We start from the raw sequence: 21,056 nt of genomic DNA, 5'->3' as shown, positions 1-21,056 counted from the left end.
CCGCTCAACTCAGGTGGCGTGCTCGCTGTGCTTGTTCTGGCGCATGCGTCTGGGGGTTCGCCGATCGGGACCCACACCGGTGGTCCGCGCCAGTCCCTTCAACTCGAGGCACTCACGGTCTTCCGCCCCGTGCTCAGTGCGTCCGCACCTCGGCAGAGGCCGGCGCGAAATCGATCACCTGAATGCGGCGGGATGGTGCGAAGGGACGGTCTGGTGGGGCCCGTCAAGGCCCAGACGTCCCTCATGTGTCGAACTTCAGGAGTCGGCACCGCGACGCGGGGCGCCACCGCCACTGGTCAAACCGAAGGTGGCGCCCTCCTGGTGCTCATCTGGCACCGTGGGTGTCAAGTAGCGCCACGGTGGGGTACTTCAGCATCCTGGTGCACTGGCAACCGGGGGTGCCCAGGCCTGGGATCCTGCTGTTGGCTCAGCGCGACAGCATCAATTGGTAGTCGCCATAGCCTGTCCCTCCGGTGGCATCGCCCCAATGCATCAGGCTGAGGTGACCGATCAAGTTCGGCCAGTACGGCATCGGTAGGCTGGACACCGCCGTGCCACGCAGTTGATGCTGCTCGCCGGTTTCGTCCTCGAGCCGCACGATAACCTCGTCGAGGTCTCCGTAGGGGGCCAGCAGGGTTGCTTGTCCACGCGAGTGAGCTTGAGCTCAGTTTCACCGTCCCAGAACACCGGTGTCCTCCAGGTGACCGGGGTGAAGGTCTTGCCCTCTGAGCGTGGTGAACCGAAGGACCGATTCGGTGTGAAGAAGCCATCGACGCGGTGTTTCCGGCCGCGGAGTTTCAGCCGGCCCGTCGTTGCCATGACTTGGGCGAAGTGTCCGCCTCCCGGTCGATAGAGCGGCGGGGAGACGGCCTCGAACGTGATCTCGAAGTCGGTTGCTCCGTCCCCTGATCGCTAGCGTGCCGTGATGCAGCCGACGTGACGCTTGATCTGGACCGCGACGCCGCTGGCGTACTCGACCTCGTCAAGATCTCCCTCGGGATACGGAAGGTAATTTCGATAGTCCACGTGGTCGGCGTTCCCAGTCCAGCGCGGGCGGCGGGAGCGGTTATCGACTGTTTCTAGGCCCCCTTCGCGGTACCGGGCCAGCAGCGGTACACGTACCCATCGAGGTGAGATGAGACTCCGAACCGCTGGGCGGCCTCGGGTAACAGAAGCTTCGCTTCAATGACGGCCAGGACGATAGAACGGTTCTTGGAACCGGCCATACCAGGAACCATGTCCTGGCACACCCCGGAACGATGTCCTCACACCAGACACCGTCAGCCGCTCTGCGCAAAGACCCCTGAATGGCATTCAGCGAGTTCTCACTCGCTCGGACCAGGCCTGTTCTAATACGTTCTCGATGGTGGCTGGACTCTTGACGCCAATCAGGGCGTGCGTACCGTCCACGATGAGGAACGGAACGCTGTTGACACCTAGCGAGCGGGCGAGATCGTTGTCGGCGCGGAATCCGGCGAGGTGCTCGTTCTCGGCGAGGGAGCGGGCCGCGTCTGCTCGGTCGAGTCCGATCTCATCGGCGATGTCGGCGAGCACCTCGACGTCGCCGAGGTTCCGTCCGTCCGTGAAGTACGCGGTGAACAGCGCCTCCTCCGCAGCGAGCTGCCTGCCGGCGGCCTTCGCGTAATGGACCAGCTGGTGCGCAAGCGCCGTGTTCGTCACGTGCATGGCATCGAAGTTGTACTCGATGCCGGAGCGGCGTCCGAGCCGTGTCATACGGTCCAGCGCATCTCTCGCCTCCTCGGCGGGCAGGCCCTGGCGGTTCACCTGGAACTCCATCATCGACTGGGTCTTTCCGACGGGGAGGTCGGGTGCGAGTTCGAAGCTGTGGAACTCGATCTCCACTGCCCGGTCATCATCGGACCCATTCCTGATGAAAGTCGCAACTGCGTGGTCCAGGCGCCGCTTTCCCAAGTAGCACCACGGGCACGCTATATCCGCCCAGATGTCGACCTTGATGTGATTTCCGGCATCGTGCAGATGCTTCACCTCCTCACGGCTCGAGCTCGTACCAGTATCAGTATCAGTTTGGTTCGTCATGCTCATCACAGACGTGACCTTTCAGTTCGTGTTTCGATTGATGTACTTCGGATTCCGTGTGCGCTACAGGTTTTGGATACTCGCGTGGAACAGGATCCCCGTTGCCCTTCCTGTCAGGGGCGGCGGCGCAGGTTCGCGACCAGCACGCCGCCAGCGATCGTCGCCATGCCTCCGGCGAGAAGCAGCGCGCTAACCGAGACACCGTCGACGAGAACACCGCCGACTGCGGCGCCGATCGCGATCGCGACGTTGAACATCACCACAAGAAGTCCCCCGATCTGTTCTAGTCGCGTTGGCTCGGTCCTGGCGCCCCAGGTCTGCAAGGATGTCGGCACTCCGCCGAACCCGAAGCCCCACAGTGCGACCGCGATGAACAGCCCGACGGTTGACCCCCCGGTTGCGAGCATGACCAGCATTCCCGCTCCCATCACTGTCGGGAACATCAGCAGGCCCAGTCGCAGCGCGCGGTCGGCGAGGGGGCCCGCCAACGCGGTGCCGAGGATGTTGGCACTGCCGAACATGAGCAGCATCAGTGCGACGCCACCGGCATCGATGTCGGAGAGACTCTCAGCGACCGGGCGTATGTAGGTGAACCCGGCGAAGTGGCCGCCGGCGATCAGCAGGGTCGCGAGGAGACCGAGTAGCACGATTCCCGAGCGAAGTGCGGCGCCGAGGGCGCGAAGTCCGCTAGTCTGACCGGGCATCATCCTTGGTAACGAGACGATCTGCAGCACTAGGGCGGCAACCCCAGCGGCGGCGCCGAGCACGAAGACTGCACGCCAGCCCCACACTTCACCCAGCCACGCCCCGAGCGGCACAGCAGCAATGGTGGCGACCGCGACTCCGGCGTTGACCACCATGAGCGCTCGGCCGAGGCGATTCGCGGGCACCAGGCTTGCGGCCACCGCGATTGCCAGCGCCCAGAATCCCCCGAGCGCGATGCCGAGCAGAACCCGCGCGGCCAGCAGTACGAACAGGTTAGGGGCGATCGCGACGATGAGATTGGAGACGATTGCAAGGATCATGAGGTTGATCATCACCCGGCGCCGGTCGGCACGAGGCAGGATGACCGAGATGAACAGCGCCGTCACTGCAGCGGTCGCGGCGGTCACCGAGACGCTCTGACCCGCAGCCCCGGAGGTGACTCCCAGAGTGTCGGCGATCCGCGGAAGCAGGCTCGCGGGGAGAAACTCCGCCATGACGATGGAGAAGATTCCTAGGCCGAGGGAGATAACGCCAGCCCAGTTCGCCGTTGTCTGCGGCGCCGTTTGGGTCGAAGTGGTCATCAGATCAACTCCTCCGAGGGATTCGGAAGGGCTCGTCGGCCAGCGGGCCCGGCTGTGATGTCTGTGGCGAAGGCGGGCGGGATGGTGGAATGGACCAGGGAGCTGGTACTCCCAAGGGCGTTGTGTCTCATTTCTGTTCTCCTTTGTTCGAGGATGTGAAGGGCGGCCGACCCGGACCTCCCAACTGTGGGTGTGTCGGTCATAGTTGTCATATCGAAATAGTCGGCTTGGGCGGGTCGTGGGAAACGATATGAGCCACGGCAGATCGCAACCAGACCCCTCCCTAGCCCAGGGTGTGACAGGGCCCCTCTGGCTCACCGGCCCGGGGGCCGCCCTGGACTCATGAAAGAGACGACGAACGCTCTGGGCTCCTATCTGCGGGCTCGGCGCGAGCAGGCCATCGCTCGCGTGCTCCGGCTCGACGACGAACACGTCGCATATTTGCGGACGCTCGCCGCGAAGCCTCCGCGCGCTCGCAGATGTCGACTGTGAAGGGAGACCGGACCGCCCGGCGCGGCACGGCCTTCACCGAGGCGCTGCCACGGATTGCCTCGTCTCAAGTCTGCGACAGACAGTGGGTCACGACATCGACGATCCGGGCTACATCGATCTCGTCGGACCACTCACCCTCGCCCGTACCCGCTTCCACCAGCGCTGGGGCCCGTCATGAAGTCGCCGCTCAACGCGGCGCATCGATCTGGATCGCCCACCCCAGGTCGGCGGTCTCACCCTCAACCGCTAACGGCTGAGTATCAACGGCGCTGAGGAGCTCATGCTCGTCGTCTACCACGCCCATGCAGGATCCAGCGATGCGGAGAATCTAGCCTTACTCGCATCAGCGGATCTTCCTGCAGCGTCCGCATTTTCACCGCGCCGGATACCTGGACCATCAGTGAAATCGCGGGGCGCTCCCTGTATCTTGCCCAGGCGAGGCTGCTACGACCGGGACCCTCTTTTGGACAGAAACCTTCAATCCTGAGCGGCGATCCTGCCCGCTGAGGAGCGTTGCGCTCTTCTTCCAGCTACTTCTGCGGGCACTTCTCGGCGTTCTCGCCTTGGCTGCCAGCGCATTGTTCAGGGAGGCGCCTATCGGGATGAAGGCCACACTCTTCAGATCCCTATGGCCGCGAGGTCCCCAGCCGGTGCTTCCGATTGTCTCCAATCCCCGAGGTCTTCGTGACCGACGCGTTCCGCTCCGTCACGCACGGTGGAGGCACGGTGGCGGGAATCATGGCGGTACTGGCTTGGGGTCTGACCGCGGTGACGGCGAAAGGCTCGACTGAACGCATTGGGCGAGATGTACCCGACGGAGTGCGCGATGTTCAGGACCGGCTCGTCGGTGTCGCGCAGGCGGAGCGCCGCAAGGTCCATGCGCCAAGTGGTCAGGTAGGCGCCCGGCGCCTGGCCGAGGGCTGCTGTGAAGTGCCGGTTCAGGCTGGCCCGGGAGACACCTGTGGCTGCCGCGAGTGAGTCGATCGTCCAATCCTTGTGCGGGGCACGGTGAATCAGATCCACGGCGTCCCGTGAGATCGGGTCGAGGCGTCCGTCCCAGGATTCTGGGTCGCCGGGGCCGCCCGTGGCGAGCAACGCCCGCATGAGGTGAACCAGCAGGAGGTCTACGAGGCTGTTGGCGGCTGCCGTTGTTCCTGTCTGCTGCTGGGCCAGCTCATGGTCCAGCAGCTGGTTGATTGCGGAAAGTGCCGGATAGTCCTGGGCGTCCAGACGCATCGGGGCGGAGAGCGCGAGGATTGCCGAGGAGCTCACCTCGGGGTCGTGAGAGTAGTGCAGAGTCAGTAGTCTCGTTGTGGGTGGCGCGTATCCCAGGCGCATTGCAATTCCGCTGCCGACGGAGTGTCGGGCAGCCGTGTGGTTGCACGCACGGTGCTTCGCATCGGGCCGACCCGCGAGCCCGTGAGGCAGATCCGGCGGTAGCCACATCACGTCCCCGGCGCGCAGGAGCTGGGCGCCCACCCCAGGCAGGTCGAGCCACACCTCTCCGGCGAGCACCGCATGGAGGGTGGCCCCGGGGTAGCCGGGCGTGCGCACCCCCCAGGTCCCACCCGCCTCGACCCTCACGCCGAGCGTCCTCCGCGCGCCAGCGACTCGGATGGCTTCGTTGAGTGCACTGATCGAGCCCGCCACGGGCGGGGCCGAATTCTCAGGGATCAATTGCCTGGTGCTCCTCTGCGGACCTGGACGTCATGAGACATGTCAGTGAGGGGCCAGTAATGGCCCGCTCACAACGGCAACTCCCATCCGGTCTTGTGCATTCCCTGGCTCATCTCTCCCGGTTTCACAAGACGGACCCCGGGGGTCCGCATTGCTCAGTGTCGCGGCGCTACGATCCTCGTCAGGAGTCAGGGCGTCCTCTACAGCGACAGCGCGCGGAACGCGTCGCTGCCGTCCCAGTTGATGCTCGCGTCCTCCACCATCTGGAAGAAGGCCTCGAAGTCCGGCGTCCGATGGTGGACCTCGATGTGGTGACCAAAGAGGTCCGAGGCGTCGTGGTAAGAGGTGTGCATCGTGCCGAATCTGGCCTGCATGTATGAGGGCGCGCCTTCGGCTTCGAGCGTGGCGACCACATCATCCCAGTCTTCGACGGCCCACGCGACGTGGTGCAGCCGGGGCGTGCCGGGTACAGCCAGAGCTTCTCGAACAGCACTCGGTGCAGAGTCGTGGATGATCATGAACTCGATGCGCACGTCACCGAGCTGACCGATGGCGCTGGAATGGTCGAAGAGGGCGGGTTTCCCCCCACTTGTCACTTCGCCGAGTTGGACGTGTTCGGCGAAGAAAAACGGGCCTGCTCCGGTCGTTCGTACGGCGTGATCGACAGCGACCTTTAGGTCGTCGACGACATAGCCGAAGTGGTGGACCTGATGCAGCAGGGGGCGGATGGGTGATTCAGTCATGTGGGGACTCCGATCTCGTGGAATTATCTGACTTCTCAAGCCTATGAACTGATGCGATAAACGGACCGTGAAATCGGTGCCGCCCGGCTCAGATGTGTGCCTGTTCTGCTCGCCGAAAGGTGGTTTCCTAGGCGCGTACCGTGAGCTGGAACCTGCCACCGACTTTGAGGCGGACACCAACAGGCCGGAGCCAGCCATAGTTGCATGGTTGCCTCTGACAATCCCCTTGATCTTTCCAGCGAACTCCACTAGATCCTTATCGAAGAAAAAGATATCTTCCGAGTGCTCAACTCGATCATGCAGCTGGCTGTGAAACACCTCTCCGTAGAACGTCGAGTGCGGTGCGGTATGGTCCTCAAGCGGACTTGGAGGAACATTGTCGTCGCCCGCGCTGCCATGATTTTTTACACCGTCGAACCCGGGCTTTCAAAATCACGATGCAGTTTCCGCCCAGGACCGCCGAATCGCGATGGAATCACCCACCACAACTGACCTGGCTGCGGGCATCATGATGGGGCAAACCGGCGCAACCAAGAGGAATCGATCGACATCCTGAAGAGAACGCCCAATCGCCGCAACATCAAACCACGCACACGGGCCCAGCAGATCATCACCTCCGCCGGCGGGAAGGCTCCAATGACTAGCTTCGACGTCCAAGAGGGCCGGTATTCGCAGCAACTTATGCTCTCGTCGACACGTCAGGTGTGGTCGCGGGGGATTCTTGAGTCCCAGGTCTTGGAGGCGCCGCGTCGCTGGCCCTCGTAAGCGTCCAGCTCGGCGTAGACGTGGTACTCCTTCGGTGTGGAGCTCAGGACCGTCTTGGTCCGGATCTCCACTTGCCAATCGCGACGTGCGAAGTCCATGATCCAGTGAGTCTCGCCGCGCACGGAGTTGAAGTCCCTGTCTGTAAAGCTGTACCGCTCATGTGCTCGGCGAGTCACATCGAGGTCGATGTCCTCGAAACGTACTACGCCGGGATCTTTGACCACTTCCAAAGTGCCCGAAAGCTCAACTAGGTTCGGTGAGACCGTCCAGTCCTGCTCTCCGGGGTGGATCTGATCGGTGTGCAGCGGCGGTGCTCCTTCGGGCTCTCCGGAACGTGGAATGAAAGATTTATCCTCGGGCGCGACATCGGAAAGCCGCACAGGAACTGGGGCCACGGGCTGATCCACTGATAACCTCAGCTCGACGAGGGAGCGCCTAACAGCTCGAGCCTTTCGGTCAACGGTTCGGTGTCGAAGATCATCGCCCCGCCGTCCTCCTCGCGCTGATCGTACGAAAGGTCTGGTGGCGCGTTGTAGGAGCACCATTTGCCACCGAACTGCCCCCTGAGAGCGGAAACTGGATGCTCACCTCAGGACTGGGTTTAGGGTCATCGGGCGGCCGGATGCTGTGCCGGCCCAGGGAATGCCGGACATGCTCGATGCGCGGACGGGGCCAGCACGGTTCGATCAATGACGACTTCTCTGCCGGGCTCCCGGGACCTGCTGCAGAGCCTTGTGGTTGAGGGCGTCAAGACCAAGGACAAAAATATTCTTGTTCATGTGGTTTCCCCCAGCCGAACGGTGGCTGGTGGTCCCCTCTGGGTAAATCCTTGCGTCGCTTGAACAGGCAGGCTCGACGCAGCGCGGACTCGACCAGGCACCGTCAGCCGCTCTCTCGCGCGGTCGCTGGCGCCTACTCTTTCAACGCTCTGCGGATGAATGCCTCACGCACGGCCGTCGCAGTCCGGGAAACCAGCGCCTCCGGTGCAATCGAGTCGAAACCATGGAAGCCACCGCCCCACATGTGCAGATCAACGCTGATTCCTGCCCCTGAGAGCCGCTGAGCGTAGGTGAGAATCTCGTCCCGGAACGTCTCAGAAGACCCGCAGTCAAGGTAGGTGCGCGGCAGACCCGACAAGTCCTCCGCCCGTGCTGGGGCTGCATAGGGAGAGACGTCCGGTCCGCCGCAGTGGGAGCCCAACAGGGCGGTCCACCCGACGAGGTTTTCATGCCGGTCCCAAAATCCTTCGCCGTCCAACATCTGACTGCTTGGTGTCTCCAATCGGTCATCGAGCATAGGGGCCATGAGCACCTGGTGGGACAGCGCCGGATAACTGAGGTCCCGGGCCATGAGAGCAGTGCCGGCTGCAAGGCCGCCGCCCGCGCTGGCCCCGACGATCATCAGACGATCTGCGTCAATGCCGAGCTCCGCAGCATTCTGCGCGACCCACACCAACCCGGCGTAACAATCCTGAACGGGTGCGGGGTGCGGGTTCTCCGGCGCAAGCCGATACTCCACTGATATGACGGTCGCGAGACCTTCGGCCGCAAAGCCAACCATGGCATCGACCCCGTTGCGGCGAGTCCCCATCATCATGCCACCACCGTGGACGTAGTAGATCCCGGCGCGGGTGGTGGGCGCGGCGGCTGGCCGGAGGATCAGCACGGTGATGTCCGGATCGCCATAGGGCCCGGGGACTGTACGGTCCTCCACCAAGACCCTTCCGCCGGCAGTGAGGTCAGGTACCGGCTCGTCGGGCGCGCCGTCCACCATGGTGCGGCGTTTCTCCTCGAGAGTCTCCAGCGAGATCGGAGGCATAGCGGCACGGGCGTTGGCCGCCTCAACCAGTTCCGGGTCCCATGGTGGTGTGGGATAGGCACTCACGGATGTCCTCCTCATGACATGACAGGTCTGCTCACTCTATGTGATGTCCATCAACTTTGGCTCGAGCCAGAAGCGCCCACTTTCGCCCGGGAGGCCTCCAAGGCGGCGATCGCCGCATCGATCCGCGGGTTGTTCCGGGAACCGGAGCGCAGGGTGAGCATGATCCGCCGATGCGGCCGGTGCTGTCCGGCCAGTGGGATTCTGCGCACCTGCGGATGAGTGATGTTCTGCGCGATGCGCGGCACGGCCGATATGCCCAGTCCCGCCGCCACAAGGGCGGAGGTGGCGGCGAGGTCCTGTGCGTAGTGACTGCTCCGGGGTGCGTATCCAGCGGAACGGGTGGCTGCGTAGAGCTCCTTATACGAATCCTGGTGCGGCAGTCCAGTGATCCACTCCTCGTGACGTGCTTGTTCCAGCTGGATCTCAGCATAATCAGCGAAGGGGTGATCCGCCGGCACCAGCAGATCGATGGGATCCTCCATAAAGTCGACCACCTCTAGGTAACTGGGCATCCGGCTGGTGGATTCATCGGCCACGAACAGTCCCACATCAATCACCCCCGTTTCGAGCGCCTTGGAAATGTCCTGTGAGTAGATCTCCTTAGCCACGGGTTTCACGAGGGGGTGAGCGGTACCCAGGCTAGCCACCGCAGGAGTGACCACCGAGGTCAGAACAGTGGCGAACCCCCCGATATTGATGGGCCCACATAACTGCGTAGCTGCGGCAGCAGTGTCGCTGAGCGCAGACTCCCACTGCGCATTCAACGCCCGGGTATGTTCTACCAGCCGCTGACCGGCAGGGGTCAACTTCACCCGGCGTCCCTCGTGCTCCAACAGGTCAAGATCCAACTCTGCCTCGAGCTGCTTGATCTGGCGGGAGACGCCTGAAGGGCTGCGGAACAGTACCTCTGCGGCCGCGGTCACGGTGCCGTACTCACAGACAGCCACCAGCAGCTGCAATCGCGAATCAATCATGCACTTATAGTGCACGATTACTTGGACTAAGTGAACCTGGACGTCAGCTTTGAGTCTCGGTGAACTGGGGGCATGGCACCTTCACCTCATACAGCGCCCCAGCCCCATCCGCCGCTCACAGTGAAGCGGCTGACCGCCATCCTGCTGATCTTCACAGTGGTGCTCACTCTGGGGGGAAGCGACATGACAAAGGTCGTGGTCGCGTTGCCGGTGATGAGCTCAGAGCTCGGACTGGGCCCACTACAGACGCTGTGGACAGCCGACATCTACGCGCTTGCGACCGGTGTGGCGATGATTCCCAGTGCCGTGCTCGCTGATCGGTTGGGGAGGAAACTCTGGTACTCCACCGGGCTTGCCCTCGCGGTAGTGAGTGCGGTCATCGCTGGTGCGGCTCCCGGTGCGGAGTTCTTGATAGCAGGAAGGATCGGACAGGGCATCGGTGCCGCAATGCTGATTGCGGGAACAGTCGCGATCATCCGCGTGTCATTTCCCACGGCCAGGTCCCGCGGTTTTGCATATGGCCTGTGGGTGGCAAGTTTCAGCGCCGGGATCGGCCTGGGCCCGCTGATCGGAGGGTTCATCGTGGAGAGCCTCACCTGGAACTGGGTCTTTTGGATGAATGTCCCCGTGCTTGGACTCGCACTTCTCGCCGCGCTTGCGGTGCTTCCAGAATCGAAGAACCAGGATCCGCCGAGCCTCGATCCCCTCAGCATGGTCGCTTCCACAATCACCATCATGGCGCTCATCCTGGCTCTGAAATCGGTGGCCCAGGAGCACTCAAGCGTCAACGCAGTGGCGCTCCTCGGCGTCGGACTGGTTGCTCTTCTCGGATTCTGTCTGCGGCAGAGGAGACTGAGCCGGCCCTACCTGGACATTGCGCTCTTCCGGAACCCCCTGCTGGCGGTCTGCGCCCTGAGCATCGCCGCTACGACAGGCCTGTTCAATGGGACTCTCTACCTTCTCAGTCAACAGGTGCAAGTGGTGGGCGGACAGTCGCCCACAGATGCCGGCCTCGCGCTGCTCCCACTGGCTGCTGCCAGCGTCCTCGGCGGCGTTCTTGCGCCTGCGCTGCGACGTTGGGTCTCCGGCGCGCACACTATGGTCGCCGGGTTCATAGTCGCCACCATGGGCGCGCTGGTCCTCATCGCCCTGCCGCCAACAGAGAACCCCTCCGGACTATTGCTCCTGGGCCTCGGTGCAGGAGCTGTCATGGCAGTCGCCTCTCATATGCTCATGAGTTCTGCGCCTACCATCCGGACAGCTGATGCTGGCGCGATCCAAGAGAGCGCCTTCGCGCTCGGAGCCGGAGCTGGCATCGCCGCGCTGGGGACGTTCGCGCTGCACCTCGAATCGATCTACGGGTACAGCCAGGCCGAGGCTATGGAATCCGCCATGGGGTTCAGCGCCTTCCTCTACGGCCTCCTGGCGCTTGCCGCTGGGCTGGTGGTTCTGGCTCAGGGGTCCCGCAGTCATGAGCAGGAACCAGGTCTTCCGTCGGCGCCTGGGTCGACGACGCCACCGCGGTGATGGTTTCCATTACGCGCTGCACCGCCAGGGGCATTGCTCGCCGCGGATCAGTGATCATCCGGAGAGGCTCCTCGGGCCGAGGGAGCCCAGAGACCCGGGCCACGCGATGTTCACGTTCGCTGGCGGTGCAGGCCACAGTCGGCAGAACAGTCAGACCCAGCCCGGCCTCGACGCATGCTCGAGCCGCCTCAATGCTGCCGAATCTGGTCACTCTCGGCGCTGCCGGAAGTGCCTCCGAGAGTTCCTTCAACAGTCGGTCTGAGTAGCTGCACCCCTCCTCCAACAGGTAGAACGTTTCCTTCCTCAGTGCCGCCCACTCCAAGCCATCGGCACCAGTAAGCGGATGGCCGAAGGGGGCGAACACCGCGACGCGCTCCTGGCCGATCTCCACGCTCTCCAGCCGTGATTCCTCCGAGGCCGCATCCAGCACTAACCCAATGTCAAGCCGCCGGTCAGAGACCCCGCGCGCCGCCGATGAGGTACCGGATGGCACCAGATGGATGTCGATCAGCGGATAGGAACGGCGCACCGCCGCCACCACGGCAGGCAGCCGATACGCGCATATCGACTCTGGTGCACCCACGACGACGCCGCCTTGAGCCTCTGTGCCCCTGCCCCGACTGCTGCGGACCATTGCCTGCTGCAGATCGAGAATGTGTTGTGCCTGATCGCGGATTCTCGCTGAGGCTTCTGTCAGATGTGTGCCCGTCGGAGTGCGTTCGAACAACTGCACGCCCAGTTCACGCTCCAGCAACTGCACCCGAGCCGTCACTGTTGATTGAGCCACATGGAGTTCCTCAGCTGCAGCAGTGAACGTGCGCCACCGCGCAACAGCGAGGAAGGTCTCAAGAAGTGCCGTATCCATCTCTACAGGCTATCGGTTTCTTCGATGACAGCCATCAAAAACTATCACTTGAAACGATAGGTATGTGGAGGGAGACTCATGAGCATGGTCGAAACACTTCGCTACTCCGCATTCACTACTGAGCCTGACGGAGGAAATCCAGCCGGCGTCGTTCTTGACGCTTTGGACATTCCGGTAGAGGACAGGCAACGCATCGCCGCAGAGGTGGGGTATTCCGAGACGGCTTTCGTCGAGCCAGGTTCGGGCCCCGCGGAATTTTCCCTTCGGTATTACAGCCCTTTGGCGGAAGTGGCGTTCTGTGGGCACGCCACCATCGCGACCGCCGTCGCGCTGGCTGAGCGCGAGGGGGTGGGTGATGTGGTGTTTGAAACCCGCGCTGGCCGCATAGAGGTGAAGACTGAGCAGGTCCATGGTGTGCTCCGTGCAGCGCTGACCAGCGTGGAGACCTGGAGCCGACCCGCGGAAGCGCAGCAGGTTCGCGCGGCCCTGGCTGCTCTGGGCTGGTCCGCCGGCGACTTGTCAGGCGAATTTCCCGCTCATGAGGCGTTCGGTGGGGAGAAGCATCTTATTCTGGTCGCGGCGACTCGCGAACGCCTGGCGGATTTGGACTATGACTTTGAAACGCTCAAAGCCGTGATGAGTGACCAGGGGTGGACCACGATGCAACTGATCTGGCCAGAAAACGGGCAGATCTTCCACTCACGGAACCCCTTTCCAGTGGGTGGGGTGGTGGAGGATCCGGCCACAGGTGCCGCGGCCGCCGCATTCGGTGGTTATCTGCGCTCACTTGGGCGTATCCAGGGCGTCCGGGAGCTTACGGTGTTGCAGGGTGAAGACATGGGGCGGCCCAGTCGGCTGGAGGTGCGGGTTGATGAGCACGCTGCTCGGGTCGTCGTCGCTGGCTCCGCAGTCCAGATTTCGCGCTAGGCCTCGGTTCCGTCGCCGCAGGGCCTCCACGGCCACCCGTAGCGCCAGTCATCGCCCGGGCCTGGAATGACCTCATCTTTTGGGCAGTACCCTGCGCTAGAGCGCGTGGTTCAGTCGGTAAGGCAGGGTAATCCGGTGGGGTACCCAGACGGAGAACGTAAGCTGAGGGGCTATGGCGCACTCTGTGGCATCGCAATCTGGCGAACTCAACACGGCAGTCATCGGGGGCGGTATCGTCGGGTTGCTGACCGCCTGGCAGCTGAGGCTCACCGGCCACACCGTGACCATTGTCGACCCGGAGCCGGGCGCGCAGGCGTCCTACGCTGCTGCCGGAATGCTCGCGCCGATCAGTGAGGTCCAGTACGGCCAACAGCAGCTCTGGGACCTCATGACTGCATCTCGTGCGGAGTACCCGGAATTCATGTCAGTACTTGAGCGCGCGGCAAACACCAGCTCCGGCTACCGAGAGAATGGGACGCTCCTGGTTGCGGCCGACCCAGGGGATCGGGCCGCGGTCGCCGACCTTGTGACTGTGCAGCAGGCACAGGGTATGGATGTCAGTCCGCTGACCAGTTCAGCGCTGCGCCGCCGGGAGCCCGCGCTGCGGCCGGGCCTGGCCAAGACCTGGGACGTTCCCGGTGATCACCAGGTCAACCCGCGTCAGCTCATCCGCTGCGTCACCCAGGCGCTGGAAGCAGAGCTCGCTGAAGCAGACTTCCCCGGCGCCGGCCAACCCGCTACGTGGGTCGCCCGCCGGGCCGCAGGCGTGGAGCGCAACGGTGACGGCAGCCTGCGCGTGGAGTACGACGACGCCGCCTCCGCCGACTTTGCCCAGGCGCTGGTGGTTCCGGGGTTGGGTTACGAGCACATTGCGGGGCTCCCTCAACGGCATCCGCTGAACCTGCGGCCGGTCTACGGTGATGTTATTCGGCTGCGGGTGGGCCGCGATCAGCTGGGTCCGGGGGAGGACCGCCTCATTTCTGCGACCGTTCGAGCCCGGGTGGGCGGCCGTTCGGTGTACTTGGTACCACGGGCCTCGGATGACCCGCTGGAGCCGGGGGGTGTGGTGGTCGGAGCCTCCTCACGTGAGGACGGCATGCCAGGTACGCATGCCGGCAGTGTGGCGGAACTTCTGGAGGACGCCGCCGCGGTGCTGCCGGGGGTGCGGGAGATGGAACTGATGGAGATCACCACCCGTGCACGCCCCGGAACTCCCGATGATCGTCCCTACCTGGGAGTCCCCGAGGCAGGAACCTCCCTGGTGGTCAGCACAGGGTTCCACCGGCACGGGGTGCTCTTGGCACCGCTGGCCGCGCGGTTGGGCGCGGCACTGCTCAACGGAGAGCAGCTCACAGCGCGGGATGCTCAGCTGGTGCAGGCCTGCGCACTGCGCCGCTGATTCTGCGATTCACCAGGCCCGCAGGCCAATTTCGACGCCGCCGCGCTACCATTCCTACAACCTTCCGGAACACGGCAGGTCTGATCAGACTCGGTGGAGGAACCCCATGACATCCGCACAGTTTTCTGGACTGAAGGCCATGATCTTCAACGGCACCCTCACCCGGGCTCCCGGGCTCAGTCATACCGACGGTCTGATCAGCGCCGCTGCGGGCCTGATGGAGCGTAATGGGGTTGAAGTGGAGGTGATCAGGACCATCGACTGCGACGTCGCCACCGGCGTGTATCCGGACATGAGAGACCACGGCTGGGACACAGATGAGTGGCCGGAGATATTTGACCGCGTCAGAGCGGCGAACATTCTCATTCTGGCCGGACCGATTTGGCTCGGAGACAACAGTAGCGAGACCAAGAAGATCGTTGAGCGTCTCTACAGCAACTCAGGTGATGTCAATGATGCCGGACAGTATGTGTACTACGGCAAGGTGGGTGGTGCGCTGATCACCGGCAATGAGGACGGCATCAAGCACTGCACCATGAACCTGCTCTACAGCCTCCAGCACATCGGATGTGTCATCCCGCCACAGGCAGACGCAGGCTGGATCGGTGAGGTTGGACCCGGCCCCAGCTACCTAGATCCCAACAGCGGCGGGCCGGAGAATGATTTCACCAATCGGAACCTGACGTTCATGACGTACAACCTCATGCATATGGCTGCGCTGCTGCGCGACCGTGGTGGCATCCCGGCATATGGAAATGTCCCGGAGCAGTGGCAGAAGGGTGAGAGGTTCGGGTTTGTCCCGCCGACGGCGCAGGCCTGAGCAAGCCTCCTCAGTCCTGTTATGGGTCGCCGCGGTGATCGGGCTGCTCAACGCCGCACCTAACGTGTACTGGGCATTCGGCGGTGACTTCCTTCTAGAGACGGTCGGTATGTGGTTGGTGGACCTGCGGGGTGACTCTCCGACGTTGACAGGTCTGGCGCTGGTGCTGATCTCTGCAGTGAAGATCGCTGTAAGTGTCCTGCCGCTGGTGCTTCCGGGATCGTTCCGGTATGGCCGGCTGGTGTGGTCGACCGCAGTGGCGGGGTCGGCGGGACTTCTGGTCTATGGGGCGAGCGGAGCGCTGGTGAACACTGCCCTGCTGCTGTTCACCACGGTCGAGGATCCCACCGCGCGGATGGGCCAGGCACTGATCTGGTACCCGATGTTGCTGATCTGGGGCCTCGTGCTGGCTTGTGGTCTAAGCCAGGTGCGGCAAACCGCTAGTCGGGGGAGTCTGGCTGGGGACTAGTGCGGCTGCGTTGTTCCCGACTGTTGAAGGAATCCATGGCGGTTCCTGCTCCGAAGAAGGACATCATCGCGTCGAAGTGCCGCACGTTCATCGCCCGGGCGACGGGGATAGTCCGCACCAGAGGAGGCATGATGAGCTGGGACCGGCGCCGCTCAATCCCACGCACGACCTTTTCCGCAACCCGAGTGGCTGACAGGCGAGGAAGTAGCAGCGGAAAGCGAGTCCGCACGCCGTCGAACTGCGCAGTGTCCAAATGGGATGGACAGACTGTCAGGGATGTGACCCCCGAGCGGTCCTGTCTGAGTTCGCCGCGGAGCGCTTCGGCAAAGCCGAAGGCTGCGAACTTACTCGCGGCGTAGTCGGTCAGCTGGGGGATGCCGACCAGACCCGCTGAGCTGGCTATCGTGACCACAGCGCCGTGGCCGCGGCTGTTCATTCCGCCGAGGAACGCCCGGGTGACCCAGAACAGGGCCAGAGTGTTCACGTGGAGGGTCTCCGAAATCTCTTCCTCCGTGGCATCGAGCAGGCGCCTTCCACTGATGATGCCGGCATTATTGATGAGCACGTCAATCTCTCCGCAGATGGCAGCAGCAGCGTGGACGGCTTCACGATCTGCTACATCTATGGTCGCTGCGGAGGCGACGCCGCCGGAGGAGAGGATCTCGTCAGCGGTGGCTCGGCCAGCTTCTTCGTCGGTGTCCCAAATGACTACCTCGGCGCCCCGGGCGGCTGTCTGCAGCGCCAGGAGCCGTCCCAGGCCGTTCGCTCCTCCGGTGATGAGGACCCGGCGGCCTTTGAGGTGATAGCGCACGATCGGACATGTTATCTGATGCTTCTGAGCGCCCGAACTCCCCGCATCATCATCCTCGCCCACTGCTTCTGTGACATTCCCGGGATCCGAGCCACCGGCGCCAGGCGCTGACGGGCGATCGTTTGTGATTCCGTGTACTTGGTGATGCCCTCATGACCGTGCCTTCGTCCGATCCCGGACTGCCCGAATCCGCCCATAGGGGCGTCCATTGAGGCCCATGCTGCGGTGTGTCCGTCGTTGATATTGACGCTGCCGGCCCGCAGCTGCTGAGCCACCTCGTCGCCGCGCTGACGCGACCATACGCTGGCCAGCAGGCCGTAGTCAGTGTCATTGGCGGCGTCGATGGCCTCTTCCTCGCTGTCCACGCGGTACAAGCTGACCACAGGTCCGAAGGTCTCCTCGCGGTGCACCCGCATGCCTTCGCTGACGTTGGTAAGCAGCGTGGGTTCATAGAAGTAGGGGCCAATATCAGGGCGTGCTCGGCCTCCCGCTAGCACCTCCGCCCCGGTGGCGACGGCTTCATCCACACGTTCAGAGACTCGGCTGAGTTGCGCCTGACCGACAAGACTGCCCACATCGGCCTTCCAGGTCAGTCCTGGTGCCAACCGAAGGGAGCGCACCCGTTTCAGCAGCGTGGAGGTGAACTCGTCCCACCGCGAAGAGTGGACATAGATCCGTTCGATGCTCATACACAACTGACCGGTGTTGGCGAAGCAGGAGTTCACCGCTGCGGTCGCGGCATGGGAAACATCAGCGTCCTCCAGGACCAGCATGGGGTTCTTGCCGCCGAGCTCTCCGGAGAACCCGACCAGGCGCTGCGCACAGCGTTGGGCGACGACCTTCCCGGTGGCAGAGGACCCGGTGAACATCACATAATCAGCGTGATCGACGACTGCGCCCCCGGCCTCTTCCCCTGACCCCAGGACAACACTCATAAGGTTCTGGGGTAGGTCTGCCTCCCGAAGAAGCTTCACCAGCCGCAAGGCTGTGTGAGATGTCTGTTCATCGGGTTTGAGAACGACGCCGTTGCCCGCCAGCAGTGCTGGCAGCGAGTCGGTCATGGGAAGGGTCAGTGGATAGTTCCACGGTGTGATCACCCCGACGACCCCCACCGGAACCCGGCGCTCATAGGTGCTTGTCAGCAGTGGAAATCCGCCTTGGCGCTGCCGGGTGCGCAAAGCCGCGCCACCTTCACGCGCCAGGTAGTGCGTCCAAAGCCCAATATCGGCCAACTCTTCGGCGGCGCTGATACGTGCTTTACCTGTTTCACGCTGGGCGAGGTCCAGGAGCTCGTCCTGGTGGTTGTCCACCAGAGCGGCGAATCGGCGGATGACCTCAATCCGCCGCTCAACGGGCACCTCAGCCCAGTGCCGCTGCGCCTGACCGGCGGCGGCGAAAGCTGCCCTGATCTCTTGCGGCGTGGACCTGGAGAGTTGACCCACTTCGGAGTCGTCGAACGGGCAGGTGACGGTGAAGCTGCGGGCAGTGAGTCCTGAATCGGCGTCGGGCTTTTCGCGGAGATCCATGCCCGTGATCGTAACCGCTGCGGCTCGACGCCTCCCTGGATAAGGATCTTCTCGCCTCGAGGACCGGCCGTGATATGCCAGGTCCGAAACCCGCCAGCACCCGATCATCGGTGGTGTTTTGATGAGGAATTGTTTGAAGCAGTTTCTTCCATCCGAAGGGCCTCACGCTGTGTCCAGCTCTACTCCGTCTGCTGCCTTGCCGGCTCAGTTCCTCGCCCTCTCCCTAGCCTGGGGGTCAAGTTTCCTCCTGATGTCAGTTGGGGTGGGTGGACTTTCCCCACTTCAGGTCGCAGCTGTGAGGATGGCATTGGGCGCAGCGACCTTGGGCATCACCGTCGTGATCCTCAGGATGCCCCTGCCTCGCTCGGGACGTGCTTGGGGGCATATCAGCGTGACAGCAGTCTTCCTATGCGTCATCCCGTTCTCACTCTTCGCCTGGGCTGGTCAGCACATCAGCTCCGGACTGATGAGCATCTTCAATGCCACCACACCGCTGATGACGCTCATGGTGTCGCTGGTTGCCCTGCGCGCAGAGCGTCCGCACAAGTTTCAGCTCGCAGGGCTGGTCCTAGGTCTCGCTGGGGTTCTGCTGGTACTCGCCCCATGGAAGCTCACACACGACGCCGCCACAACCACCTCAGCTGCGCAACTGGCCTGTTTGGCGGCCACCGTCTCTTACGGCATCGCATTCGTGTACCTCAGGAAGTTCGTTTCACCACTTGGTCTGCGCGCCCCAGCGGTGGCTGCCACCCAGGTATCGGTGGGCGCTGTGCTACTGCTGATGGTGGTGCTGTGTTTCGATCGTCAGCCGATGTCGCTGACGCCGGAGGTCGTGGTGAGCATGGTGGCGCTTGGTGTAGTGGGCACAGGCTTCGCCTATATCTGGAACACCAATATAGTGGCCGGTTGGGGAGCAGCTGTGGCGTCCAGCGTCACGTACACGACCCCAGTGATCGGAGTTGCCCTAGGTTTTGTGGTGCTTGGCGAGCACATCTCCTGGAATCAGCCAGTGGGTGCAGCGATCGTGATCGTCGCAATTCTGCTCAGCCGGCGCAAGGTGCGCCTGCCGGCTCAGGCCAAGGTCAGCCCCCGGTAACGGTTCAGGGCAGCGTGCACCTCATGCGGACGTGGCCTGGCCAAATGTCCCGGATGTCCGCGGTGCGGGGAGAGCACGTCGAGACCGTGGTCCTCAACCTTCGCCAGAACCTCCAGGACCAACTCGTGAACATTCCGGGTGCCGTCGGCCGCATCGGCGAGCCGATCCAGAACCTTAGCGATCGCCTCCGTCTGCGCAGAGTCGACCACCTGGGCCAAGGCGGCCAGGTCAATCATCTCCTTGCCGAACTGCACGGTGTCCCGGCCTTTGGCCCGGGCTGGCTTGGTTTTGCCGGAGGCGCGCAGGGATCCGGCGTCGAGCATGCGGACGTTGGCGTGAGAGAAGATGGGCTCAGCCGGGATCTCCTGGCCTGACTGCCGAGCGTTGTGAGCTGGGCTGGAATACTCGGCGGCGATGCGGCGAGCGCGTTCGGTGACCTCGTGCAGTGTGTAGTCCTGCAGAGCAATCACCTGATCAGCGACATCGAAGTAGGCGCCGGAACCACCTGCTACCAGCACAGTGGAAACGCCTCGTTCGGTGTACAGGGGCCGGACGCGTTCCACAAACGGGGTGATCGGTTCGCGGTCCGCGGGAATCAGCTGACGCATCCGCTCGTCACGAATCATGAAGTTGGTGGCGGAGGTGTCCTCGTCGATGAGCAGTGCTGAAGCCCCCGCCTCTACTGCCTCCACGAGATTGGCTGCCTGCGACGTCGATCCGGAGGCGTTGGTCGTGCTGAAATCTGCAGTATCTGTGCCTGAAGGCAGACCGGAGATGAACGGTGAGATATCGACCCCCGTCACAGCGCGGCCGTCTTCGGCCCGGATGGAGGCTGCCTCCGCCCGGGTGATGACCCATTCGCGTCCATCACCGGCGATATGCGGGTAGACCCCGCGCTCCATGGCCCGCAGCAGGGTCGATTTGCCGTGGTACCCACCGCCGACTATCACCGTCACCCCTTCAGGGACCCCCATCCCGTGCACCTGGCGGCCACTGGGCAGCGTGAAACGTGTGCGCAGCGATTCCGGGCTCGAGAACTCCACGACCCCTTGATCCAGGGGCTTGTCTGAATTCCCTGAGCGACGGGCCAGAACCGCGCCGTCGCCCACAAAAGCCACCAGATTCTTTTCCGCCAACTGGCTGCGCAGGGACTCCTGATCGCGGTAGAGCCGAATATGGTCCTCCAGGGCCTGGTGATCCAGTGAGGCGTGGAGCAGAGCGGCAGAGGCGATCTCTGGAAGCTCCTGGATGAGCAGTCGGGCCGCCTTCCGACCTAGTGCTTTGCGGCCTGCAGCAGGAAGCTCCACCGCGATACGGGCCTCCACCGCTTCGGCACTGATCAGCACACTGGAGCGTTCCAGGACCTGCTGGCCAGGAGTTCCGATGCTCACCGGGCTCCTACTTCCGCTGTCAGACTGCGCGGACCGGTTGCGCACGGCCTCCGCAAAGGCCCGGGTGATGAAATCTCCCACGGCGATGCGGCCAGCACGGTCCGAGACAAGATGTTCAGGAAGGTCGGCTTCAGCCCGCGGGATGCTGATCCGCATCAGGGATGGCGGAGCGAATGGATCCACCTGAACTTTGTCCACATTCAAGGTAAACGGTCCCAGACGGTGAGCACCGGCAATGTTCTTGTACCCTCCGTAGCCGCGCCCGTCGAGGGAATGCAATGTGCGCTCCAAAGTGGATCGGTCCGTCATATACCTACTGTCCTCATGTCAGCTGATCTGGTCGTTG

Annotated in this window: 19 protein-coding genes and 1 pseudogene; 7 read left to right on the top strand and 13 right to left on the bottom strand. The window is 63.3% G+C overall.

Annotated elements, in window-relative coordinates:
• Positions 1–427 precede the first annotated feature (427 nt).
• The 4 genes from FH975_RS15375 to FH975_RS16830 form a co-directional block, all read right to left on the bottom strand.
• Positions 428–598, bottom strand: coding sequence for a hypothetical protein (locus FH975_RS15375; RefSeq protein WP_162322072.1), 171 nt, complete (start codon positions 596–598; stop codon positions 428–430).
• A 716-nt stretch (positions 599–1,314) separates the two neighbouring features.
• Entirely contained in the window at positions 1,315–2,058 is a 744-nt protein-coding gene (locus FH975_RS15370; RefSeq protein ID WP_235928784.1) for a DsbA family oxidoreductase, read from the bottom strand.
• Between the two features lie 113 nt (positions 2,059–2,171).
• Positions 2,172–3,344: an MFS transporter gene (locus FH975_RS15365; RefSeq protein ID WP_162322070.1), complete on the bottom strand. Its 1,173-nt coding sequence runs from the start codon at positions 3,342–3,344 to the stop codon at positions 2,172–2,174.
• Positions 3,344–3,475, bottom strand: a complete 132-nt coding sequence (locus FH975_RS16830; RefSeq protein ID WP_268896758.1) for a hypothetical protein — start codon at positions 3,473–3,475, stop codon at positions 3,344–3,346. The genes FH975_RS15365 and FH975_RS16830 overlap by 1 nt, the downstream gene beginning before the upstream one ends.
• Before the next feature lie 211 nt (positions 3,476–3,686).
• On the opposite strand from FH975_RS16830, the gene FH975_RS16375 reads away from it, so the two are divergent.
• Positions 3,687–3,836, top strand: a complete 150-nt coding sequence (locus FH975_RS16375; protein ID WP_202923305.1) for a hypothetical protein — start codon at positions 3,687–3,689, stop codon at positions 3,834–3,836.
• A gap of 618 nt (positions 3,837–4,454) precedes the next feature.
• Here FH975_RS16375 and FH975_RS15355 read toward each other — a convergent pair.
• The 5 genes from FH975_RS15355 to FH975_RS15335 all read right to left on the bottom strand — a co-directional run bounded on the left by FH975_RS15355 (position 4,455) and on the right by FH975_RS15335 (position 9,879).
• Positions 4,455–5,513, bottom strand: a complete 1,059-nt coding sequence (locus tag FH975_RS15355) for an AraC family transcriptional regulator (RefSeq protein ID WP_202923304.1) — start codon at positions 5,511–5,513, stop codon at positions 4,455–4,457.
• Positions 5,514–5,713: 200 nt separating this feature from the next.
• A complete protein-coding gene (locus FH975_RS15350) occupies positions 5,714–6,256 on the bottom strand; it encodes a VOC family protein (RefSeq protein WP_162322069.1) in 543 nt (180 codons plus the stop codon).
• 698 nt (positions 6,257–6,954) lie between these two features.
• Positions 6,955–7,416, bottom strand: coding sequence for a hypothetical protein (locus tag FH975_RS16370; protein ID WP_202923303.1), 462 nt, complete (start codon positions 7,414–7,416; stop codon positions 6,955–6,957).
• 517 nt (positions 7,417–7,933) lie between these two features.
• Positions 7,934–8,905 carry an alpha/beta hydrolase gene (locus FH975_RS15340; protein WP_328821923.1) on the bottom strand — a complete coding sequence of 324 codons (972 nt, stop codon included), beginning with the start codon at positions 8,903–8,905 and terminating at the stop codon, positions 7,934–7,936.
• A gap of 50 nt (positions 8,906–8,955) precedes the next feature.
• Positions 8,956–9,879, bottom strand: a complete 924-nt coding sequence (locus FH975_RS15335) for a LysR family transcriptional regulator (RefSeq protein WP_162322067.1) — start codon at positions 9,877–9,879, stop codon at positions 8,956–8,958.
• Positions 9,880–9,951: 72 nt separating this feature from the next.
• Here FH975_RS15335 and FH975_RS16700 point away from each other — a divergent pair.
• A pseudogene (locus tag FH975_RS16700) lies at positions 9,952–11,181 on the top strand (MFS transporter); the annotation flags it as partial.
• 97 nt (positions 11,182–11,278) lie between these two features.
• Here FH975_RS16700 and FH975_RS15325 read toward each other — a convergent pair.
• On the bottom strand, positions 11,279–12,271 hold the full coding sequence (locus FH975_RS15325; RefSeq protein WP_162322065.1) for a LysR family transcriptional regulator: 993 nt from the start codon (positions 12,269–12,271) through the stop codon (positions 11,279–11,281).
• 84 nt (positions 12,272–12,355) lie between these two features.
• On the opposite strand from FH975_RS15325, the gene FH975_RS15320 reads away from it, so the two are divergent.
• The 4 genes from FH975_RS15320 to FH975_RS15305 all read left to right on the top strand — a co-directional run bounded on the left by FH975_RS15320 (position 12,356) and on the right by FH975_RS15305 (position 15,886).
• Positions 12,356–13,198, top strand: coding sequence for a PhzF family phenazine biosynthesis protein (locus tag FH975_RS15320; protein WP_202923302.1), 843 nt, complete (start codon positions 12,356–12,358; stop codon positions 13,196–13,198).
• A 184-nt stretch (positions 13,199–13,382) separates the two neighbouring features.
• Positions 13,383–14,597, top strand: a complete 1,215-nt coding sequence (thiO, locus tag FH975_RS15315) for a glycine oxidase ThiO (RefSeq protein ID WP_328821922.1) — start codon at positions 13,383–13,385, stop codon at positions 14,595–14,597.
• 106 nt (positions 14,598–14,703) lie between these two features.
• Positions 14,704–15,417, top strand: a complete 714-nt coding sequence (locus FH975_RS15310; protein WP_162322062.1) for a flavodoxin family protein — start codon at positions 14,704–14,706, stop codon at positions 15,415–15,417.
• Complete coding sequence (locus FH975_RS15305) at positions 15,392–15,886, top strand: DUF3995 domain-containing protein (RefSeq protein WP_162322061.1); 495 nt, start codon at positions 15,392–15,394, stop codon at positions 15,884–15,886. The genes FH975_RS15310 and FH975_RS15305 overlap by 26 nt, the downstream gene beginning before the upstream one ends.
• Here the strand turns inward: FH975_RS15305 and FH975_RS15300 are convergent.
• A complete protein-coding gene (locus FH975_RS15300) occupies positions 15,858–16,697 on the bottom strand; it encodes an SDR family oxidoreductase (RefSeq protein ID WP_162322060.1) in 840 nt (279 codons plus the stop codon). The two genes, FH975_RS15305 and FH975_RS15300, sit on opposite strands and share 29 nt — an antisense overlap.
• A gap of 11 nt (positions 16,698–16,708) precedes the next feature.
• A complete protein-coding gene (locus tag FH975_RS15295; protein WP_162322059.1) occupies positions 16,709–18,223 on the bottom strand; it encodes a succinic semialdehyde dehydrogenase in 1,515 nt (504 codons plus the stop codon).
• A gap of 169 nt (positions 18,224–18,392) precedes the next feature.
• On the opposite strand from FH975_RS15295, the gene FH975_RS15290 reads away from it, so the two are divergent.
• Complete coding sequence (locus FH975_RS15290; protein WP_202923301.1) at positions 18,393–19,319, top strand: DMT family transporter; 927 nt, start codon at positions 18,393–18,395, stop codon at positions 19,317–19,319.
• Here the strand turns inward: FH975_RS15290 and FH975_RS15285 are convergent.
• Positions 19,295–21,019 carry an ABC-ATPase domain-containing protein gene (locus FH975_RS15285; RefSeq protein WP_162322057.1) on the bottom strand — a complete coding sequence of 575 codons (1,725 nt, stop codon included), beginning with the start codon at positions 21,017–21,019 and terminating at the stop codon, positions 19,295–19,297. The genes FH975_RS15290 and FH975_RS15285 overlap by 25 nt on opposite strands.
• Positions 21,020–21,056 lie beyond the last annotated feature (37 nt).

It is taken from the genome of Nesterenkonia haasae, from assembly GCF_010119385.1.
In the GTDB taxonomy this organism is placed as follows: domain Bacteria; phylum Actinomycetota; class Actinomycetes; order Actinomycetales; family Micrococcaceae; genus Nesterenkonia; species Nesterenkonia haasae.
The sequence above is the reverse complement of the archived record's forward strand: the minus strand, read 5'-3'. Positions and strand labels throughout refer to the sequence as shown.

Bases quoted from the DNA above. Each gene is read 5' to 3' on its own strand.
- FH975_RS15370 (WP_235928784.1), bottom strand. From the start codon at position 2,058: ATGACGAACCAAACTGATACTGATACTGGTACGAGCTCGAGCCGTGAG.
- FH975_RS15365 (WP_162322070.1), bottom strand. From the start codon at position 3,344: ATGACCACTTCGACCCAAACGGCGCCGCAGACAACGGCGAACTGGGCT.
- FH975_RS16830 (WP_268896758.1), bottom strand. From the start codon at position 3,475: ATGAGACACAACGCCCTTGGGAGTACCAGCTCCCTGGTCCATTCCACC.
- FH975_RS16375 (WP_202923305.1), top strand. From the start codon at position 3,687: ATGAAAGAGACGACGAACGCTCTGGGCTCCTATCTGCGGGCTCGGCGC.
- FH975_RS15350 (WP_162322069.1), bottom strand. From the start codon at position 6,256: ATGACTGAATCACCCATCCGCCCCCTGCTGCATCAGGTCCACCACTTC.
- FH975_RS15335 (WP_162322067.1), bottom strand. From the start codon at position 9,879: ATGATTGATTCGCGATTGCAGCTGCTGGTGGCTGTCTGTGAGTACGGC.
- FH975_RS15325 (WP_162322065.1), bottom strand. From the start codon at position 12,271: ATGGATACGGCACTTCTTGAGACCTTCCTCGCTGTTGCGCGGTGGCGC.
- FH975_RS15320 (WP_202923302.1), top strand. From the start codon at position 12,356: ATGGTCGAAACACTTCGCTACTCCGCATTCACTACTGAGCCTGACGGA.
- FH975_RS15310 (WP_162322062.1), top strand. From the start codon at position 14,704: ATGACATCCGCACAGTTTTCTGGACTGAAGGCCATGATCTTCAACGGC.
- FH975_RS15295 (WP_162322059.1), bottom strand. From the start codon at position 18,223: ATGGATCTCCGCGAAAAGCCCGACGCCGATTCAGGACTCACTGCCCGC.
- FH975_RS15285 (WP_162322057.1), bottom strand. From the start codon at position 21,019: ATGACGGACCGATCCACTTTGGAGCGCACATTGCATTCCCTCGACGGG.